Annotated in this window: 6 protein-coding genes and 3 pseudogenes; 7 read left to right on the top strand and 2 right to left on the bottom strand. The window is 37.2% G+C overall.

Annotated features, from left to right (window positions below; genetic code table 11):
• The first annotated feature begins 474 nt into the window (after positions 1-474).
• Both AAEY87_RS13730 and AAEY87_RS13725 read left to right on the top strand, forming a co-directional pair.
• Positions 475-1,071: pseudogene (locus tag AAEY87_RS13730) on the top strand (DUF6338 family protein).
• Positions 1,072-1,235: 164 nt separating this feature from the next.
• Positions 1,236-1,604, top strand: a complete 369-nt coding sequence (locus tag AAEY87_RS13725; protein ID WP_350657569.1) for a hypothetical protein — start codon at positions 1,236-1,238, stop codon at positions 1,602-1,604.
• On the opposite strand, the pseudogene AAEY87_RS13720 reads toward AAEY87_RS13725, so the two are convergent.
• Positions 1,605-2,254: pseudogene (locus tag AAEY87_RS13720) on the bottom strand (IS1595 family transposase).
• A 142-nt stretch (positions 2,255-2,396) separates the two neighbouring features.
• Between AAEY87_RS13720 and AAEY87_RS13715 the strand changes: the two are divergent.
• Together AAEY87_RS13715 and AAEY87_RS13710 are read left to right on the top strand one after the other, a co-directional pair.
• Complete coding sequence (locus AAEY87_RS13715) at positions 2,397-2,561, top strand: hypothetical protein (RefSeq protein WP_350657568.1); 165 nt, start codon at positions 2,397-2,399, stop codon at positions 2,559-2,561.
• Positions 2,549-3,388: an IS3 family transposase gene (locus AAEY87_RS13710; RefSeq protein WP_350657570.1), complete on the top strand. Its 840-nt coding sequence runs from the start codon at positions 2,549-2,551 to the stop codon at positions 3,386-3,388. The genes AAEY87_RS13715 and AAEY87_RS13710 overlap by 13 nt, the downstream gene beginning before the upstream one ends.
• 73 nt (positions 3,389-3,461) lie before the next feature.
• Here AAEY87_RS13710 and AAEY87_RS13705 read toward each other — a convergent pair whose 3' ends face one another.
• Positions 3,462-4,079 (bottom strand): hypothetical protein, encoded by a 618-nt coding sequence (locus AAEY87_RS13705; RefSeq protein ID WP_350657567.1) that lies wholly within the window; start codon positions 4,077-4,079, stop codon positions 3,462-3,464.
• A gap of 349 nt (positions 4,080-4,428) precedes the next feature.
• On the opposite strand from AAEY87_RS13705, the gene AAEY87_RS13700 reads away from it, so the two are divergent.
• The 3 genes and pseudogenes from AAEY87_RS13700 to AAEY87_RS13690 all read left to right on the top strand — a co-directional run bounded on the left by AAEY87_RS13700 (position 4,429) and on the right by AAEY87_RS13690 (position 6,791).
• Positions 4,429-5,745, top strand: coding sequence for a WG repeat-containing protein (locus AAEY87_RS13700; RefSeq protein ID WP_350657566.1), 1,317 nt, complete (start codon positions 4,429-4,431; stop codon positions 5,743-5,745).
• A gap of 170 nt (positions 5,746-5,915) precedes the next feature.
• Positions 5,916-6,565, top strand: a pseudogene (locus AAEY87_RS13695) (IS1595 family transposase).
• Between the two features lie 22 nt (positions 6,566-6,587).
• Complete coding sequence (locus AAEY87_RS13690; RefSeq protein ID WP_350657565.1) at positions 6,588-6,791, top strand: hypothetical protein; 204 nt, start codon at positions 6,588-6,590, stop codon at positions 6,789-6,791.
• Positions 6,792-6,820 lie beyond the last annotated feature (29 nt).

The following is a 6,820-nucleotide window of genomic DNA, read 5'->3' as shown; positions in this document are numbered from 1 at the left end:
GGATGCAAAATGACTTATCCAAATTGTTTTATGATATTTGTCCAAGGCATAACATTTTTATTTTGAACTGACTATATTTATCTTATTAAAAAACTACTTAGACTTTACATTTTAGGTGGTTTTTTTTGTGTTTTGAGTTAGACATCAACTATCGCAGCCGAGTATTTAGGATTCATAGTTATATTGTAAGGTAAAGTTACACACTTTTTAGGAAAGGCTCTTTATTTTAGATTTTTCACTCAATTTTTCCTCCACAGTTGTTATCTGCAACTGTTCATAAATAGCTATTATAGTTTTTTATACATGTCTAATTTTACTATTACTCATTATTCTTTTTTGGTAAGAAATAGTTACCGCCCCCTGCTGTGTGTATAAATTCTCTAAGATTTAATTGCAAACAAAGAAGTCACCCTCAAGGAGTGTTGTTTATCTGCTACCATAGATTTTCAATATAAATTTCTTACAGAGTTAACTATGGATATATTGGAAGTTGATAAGCTAATATTATTTATCGCATTTGTGATACCTGGTTTTATTAGTATGAAAGCTTATCAATTGATTTTCCCAGGGATGAACCATCCAACTTCGGAACAACTAATTGACGCAATATCATATAGCTGTATAAATTATGCCTTTTTTATTCTTCCAATATGGTTAATAGAAACAATCGAACTAAAAGAGATAAGTTTTATTCTTTACTATCTGTTTTAATCAATAGTTCTGCTTGTCGCTCCTATAGGTTGGGTAATACTTTGGAAGATTTTGAGAACTAGAGGTTGGTTTTTAAGTAATATCCCTCATCCAGACAAAAGGTCATGGGATTATCTTTTCTCTCAACGAAAACCTTATTGGGCAAAGGTTATCTTAAAAAATGGTACTATCATAGGAGGGTTATATGCAGAACAGTCAAATGCTTCTAGCAGCCCAGAGACAGAACAAATATATCTTCAAGAAACCTGGATTATCGGTGCAAATGGCGAATTCTTAAGGAAGAAGAACGGAACTGCAGGAGTTATCATTTTATCTGATGAAATTTCACATATAGAATTAAGGGTGTATGAATATGAGTGATAAGAAAAAATCAACAATCAAAGTTTCAGTCGGTGATAGTTATACTCCTACTAGTGCAGGGAGTGAACCCACTAATAGGCCTAGACCAACACCCCCTGGCAAAGAATAAGAGCAACGCAATGTTGTCCACGCGTATCAACTGATAATCAGTAAATGGATCTAATATGCTTCAACAGTTAGACACTGCAGACAATGTGCGCCATAAATTAGCACTTTGTACTACTTCAAAATATAAAGCTGAGCTCGGGCAATTCATGACGCCTTCAAGTGTAGCTCGCTTTATGACATCGCTTTTTCCACCTAGCAATCTTAAAATTTGTCACTTATTGGACGCAGGCGCAGGTGTGGGCGCTTTAACCTGCGCATTCCTTGATCATTGGGTAACAAGTGGATCTGATTTTAACTCTGTTGAGGTAACCGCTTATGAATTTGATAAGGAGTTGCAAACCTATCTCAGTCAGCATCTAAACGCATACGATAATGTGAAAACTAATATTATCTCTGGTGATTACATTAGGGGCTGTCCTAGATAACTAGTTCAGTTCCTTTTTAACCCATTGTTTTAGCTGACGTAATTGACGTTTCGGATCACTGTAGTTAAAACGCCACTCACATTCCTTTAAAAACAGATGGAAATGCTCTTTTGGGATGCCATTATATTTACGCATATGCCGCTTTGCTTGACTCCAAAAGTTCCTATTCCATTGATATGATTCTTGTTATTAAAAAAGGTTTTAGAGTGGTTGATACGATAATGAGTAAACCCACTGACATCTAATGCGTTATAGCTTTTAAATGAGTCAGTGTAAACAATGCTATCAGGCTTTACCTTTTCTCTTATGATTGGGATTAAGGTATCTGCTTTAGCATTAAGTATAATACAGGCGTAAACCTTGCCATTTCACTTTAATAGACCAAAGACGGGGACTTTACTACCAGCACCTCGTCCTCGTTTGCCCTTATGGGCTGAGCCAAAATATGATTCGTCTACTTCGATTTCGCCTTCGAATAAACCAGGGTTTTGGCTATTTTCGTAAATCAGCAGTCGTAGCCTATGAAAGTAATAACTGGCTGTGGTTTTATTAACACCAATTAAACTTGCTGCTGTTATTGCGGTAGAACCGGCAACAAATAACTCGATTAGTCTGTTTTGTTTGTACCAACTTAGTTTACTCTTTCTCATAGTCCTATCTTAAATAATTTTACTTATCTAGGACAGCCCCAAATTTCATATCAGCTCACCTGCTCTTATCAGTCATTGGCATAAAGCTTACAGGCTCTACGGTATGTCTGGACTCACCTCCAAACATAAAGGTAGTACCCTTATGAAATCTCCTATCGCAAGCAAACCTGATGATGAAAAGACACCTACAGAGCTTAAGCGTGAACTGAAATATCTGCGTGCGGAGAATGCCTACCTAAAAAAGCTAGATGCACAGCTTCGGGAAAGGGAACAAGCTGCGACAAAGCAAGGCTCATCGAAGGATTAAGAGAGCAACACCTATTATCTGACTTACTAACCATAGCAAAGCTTGCGCGGAGTAGCTTCTACTATCATAGAGCGCAGCTTTGCAATAAAGACAAATACGCTGATTTAAAACAGTGTATCACCACCTTATACCACAAGCACAGAGGCAGATATGGTTATCGTAGAATAACGGCTGCACTAAAGCAGCTAGGGGTTCATCATAACCATAAGCTTATTGCCAAGCTTATGAAACAGCTGAAGCTCAGTGCACGGATTCGACGGCAAAAGTGGCGCTCATATAAGGGACAACAAGGTAAAATAGCGAAGAATCATTTAAAGCGTCGGTTCCATGCAGGTAAGCCACATAAGCGTTGGCTCACTGATATTACCGAGTTTAAGGTCGGTGATAACAAATTATATTTATCGCCAATACTCGATTGTTATAACAATGAGATTATCAGTTATACGCTCTCAAGAAGGCCCACCTATGATTTAGTCAGTCGAATGCTAGATCGTGCGCTGGATAAGACTAGAGCCAGTCGTAATAAGAAGCTAATGCTACATTCAGATCAGGGATGGCATTATCAGATGAAGCCGTTTAAAAAGACGCTCAAAAAGCATCAGATTAAACAGAGTATGAGCCGAAAAGGCAACTGCCTCGATAATGCATTAATGGAAGGCTTCTTCGGTATGCTAAAGTGTGAGACTATTTATATTGAAAAGCCAAGCTCGATTGAGGCGTTAGAGAAACAGATTCATGAGTATATTCACTACTATAATCATGAGAGAATTCAGCTTAAACTAAAAGGACTGAGCCCTGTTAGGTACAGAGCTCAGTCCTTGGTATAAACTTAAACCGTCCAAGATTTGGTGGTCAGTTCAAGTATTACTGTATGGCTTCAGAAGTTAAATTTTTAGAACACTATATCCCAGACTCACAAACGATACTTTTTTCATTAACATCAAAGTGTAAATATGTAAAAATGGCGCCTACGTGTTCATACCCTGTGCTGTTATGCTTAACATCTGATGGATAGTCATCTCTATTTGGTGGTGTAAATAAGGGCATTAACTGCATAAAGCTTTTGTCTTCAAAAAATAGTTTGATACGATGCCATTCGTAACCCTGGAGATACTCAAAACTTTTAATGGGATAACCAAAAGCTACCGAGTTTTTAAAAACATAGGTCGTAGTGAAGCTGTCTTCCTCAAGCGTAGGATCTCCTTTACTTTCTATAAAGGTAATAGCGGTTTTATACTGAGGCGGGAAGTCTTTATCATAAAAGTAAGCAGGAATTTCGCAACCCGCTTTCATTGGGTTGAATATAGGCGTCCAGTCTGTATTATTTGTTGCATCACTCTTAATTTTGAGTTTTTTATCATCTGACACAGTGCGATTTGAGCCGATAAGTAATGCCATAGTTTCTGTACTACTAACTAGCTCGTCTCCTGATGTTGCATCAGTTAAAAGGTTTGTACAGCCGTTTAAGAGTATAGCTGAACTAATCATAACAATATTTAGCTTCTTTACTCTGAACATTATAAGCATCCTTGTTTGTTAATGTTTACACCAAAATTAATCTGATTTTAAATATTTTATGGATATAGATACTAACCCTAGAAAATACAAAAACTCATATTTGATCTTATTAAAGTTTATCCGTTAAGAATAAGCTATATTCACTAAACTAGTGCTTTTAGAGATATTACAAACCTATATTTGTTTACATTAATGTAGATCAAGATAAACTACAAGAGTTTTGTTTTGAATCATAGAAACAAGACTTCCCTTTTTTTTCGATAAAAAATTGATGAAGTTTTTGCTTGCGATGTCTGTTTTATTGCGTCAATATAAAAATAGGTCTTAAATTCGAACAAGGATGTTCTGTATGACTACCGCCTGGATTAAAACCATCAGCTCTCTTACCTTAGCAGTACTAGCGACTGCTTCTCACGCACTTGCCTTAAATATAGACCATACCTGTTTACTAGCCACCAGTGACTATACTTCAGCGAATCTATACTTTATTGATGGTATTGCAGAAGTAGAAAAAGAGGGTATGGTGGGCTACATCAATAAAAAGGGGGAGGAGGTTATACCTCTTGGCAAGTATGACTCATTTCACCCCGAATTTACCGAAGGCTTTCTTGGTGTAGAAAAAGATGAGCATTATGGCTTTGTAAACAAACAGGGTAAAGAAGTTATTCCTACTCAATATGACTCAGTGAGTTATTTTTCAGAAGGACTAGCAGCAGTATCTAGAGGTCAAAGAGATGGGTTTATAGACAAGCAAGGCAAAGTCATTATACCCATTAAATATAACCACGTCCTAAACTTTTCAGAGGGCTTGGCCGGTGCCCAATACAAAGACAAGTATGGCTATATCAATACTCAAGGTGACATCGTTATTCCATTTCAATACGACCATGTTGGGCAGTTCTCTGAAGGTTTAGCTCACGTTGTTACAGATGGAAGGGTAAGCTACATCAACAAACAAGGCGAAGCAGTAATTGTACTTGATAGTTCGCTTCAAGCTGCCATCAACGAGGACTTATCAGAAGTCTACAGGTTTGCGAATGGGCAGCTTGTTAATGACATGCTGATAATACAAAACTTAGAAGGACGATATGGTGTGATGAACAATCAAGGTGACATCGTTGTACCTCCCACATATGATCATATTGTCCAGTTTGTCGATACCGACGAGATGATTGAACGAAAAGGTGATATCGTTAAAGTTAAACAGGGTGATAAGTACGGGGTTATCAGTCGTTCTGGGAAAATGGTTCTTCCCGTAGAGTATGAGCAGATAGACCCATATACCAACCAGATATTTATGGTTAAAAAAGAGGGCAAGCATGGGCTCGTTGATGAGACTGGTAACACAGTCATAGAACCAAAGTACGATTATATGAACTCCCCAAGGTATAACCTAGCAGTGGTATCGCAAGGCGAAAAATATGCATTTATTAATGAATACGGAGAGGAAGTAAAAAATCTTGGCAGCTATGAGTATGCAGAATCGTTCAAGGAAGGACTGGCTCTAGTAAAAAAAGAAGGCAAATACGGCTTTATTAATACTCAAGGTCAGGTGATTATTCCTTTTAAATACGATAATGCTCGTAGTTTTAATGACGGCTGTACGAATGTTGAAGAAAATAGCAGGTGGTTTCAATTAGATGGGCAAGGAAGAAAAGTTGGTTAGTGCATTAACAATAGCTTCATTAATCTCTGATTATTTAATAGTTTATTTATTGTAGAGTCAAAAGGCTAAATTTATTTGAATGTCATATTGAGATAGATGTAGGGAATATGATCATATGCATAAAAAAATGGGGGCTGTCCTGGATAAGTAAAATCATTTAGGATAGCACTATGAGAAAGAGTAAACTAAGTTGGTACAAACAAACCAGACTGATCGAGTTATTTGTTGCAGGCTCAACAGCCAGAACAGCAGCAAGTTTAGTCGGCGTCAACAAAACCACAGCCAGTTATTACTTCCATAGGCTACGGTTACTAATTTACGAGAATAGCAAAGAACCTGGTCTATTCGAAGGTGAGATCGAAGTAGACGAGTCTTACTTTGGTGGTACTCGTAAAGGCAAGCGAGGTCGAGGAGCGGGTAATAAAGTACCTGTATTTGGCCTGTTAAAGCGTAGCGGTAAAGTGTATGCCTGTATTATACCCAATGCTAAGTCAGACACCTTACTTCCTATTATTAGAAAAAAAGTAAAGCTTGATAGCATTGTTTACACTGACTCATTTAGAAGCTATAACGATCTAGACGTCAGTGAATTTACTCATTATCGTATTAACCACTCGAAAGCCTTTGTTAATAACAAGAATCATATCAATGGAATAGGAACTTTTGGAGTCAGGCTAAGCGTCACCTGCGAAAGTTTAACGGGGTACCAAAAGAGCACTTTCACCTGTATTTAAAGGAATTTTAGTGGTGCTTTAGTTACAATGACCCAAAGTCTCAATTATTACAATTAAAACAATGGGTTAATCAGGTTTTGAGCTAGTTATCTAGGATAGCCCCAAAAAATGATTATTGGCGATTTGCTAGTAGTACCAATAATCAACACCTCCAATGCTGGTAATATTGATGACGAATCATGTGGGCTTGAAGTAGGTTACCAAATTCCAGAGCAGCTTGAAGGTGTAGCTTATTTCACTAAAGAGCGTTTGAGAGTTACTAAGTATAGTCAGTTCAAAATAAAAATGTTATGCCTTGGACAAATATCATAAAACAATTTGGATAAGTCATTTTGCATCCA

The sequence above is a fragment of the Psychrobacter sp. S1-30-MNA-CIBAN-0213 genome, from assembly GCF_040309845.1.
In the GTDB taxonomy this organism is placed as follows: Bacteria; Pseudomonadota; Gammaproteobacteria; order Pseudomonadales; family Moraxellaceae; genus Psychrobacter.
The sequence above is the reverse complement of the archived record's forward strand: the minus strand, read 5'-3'. Positions and strand labels throughout refer to the sequence as shown.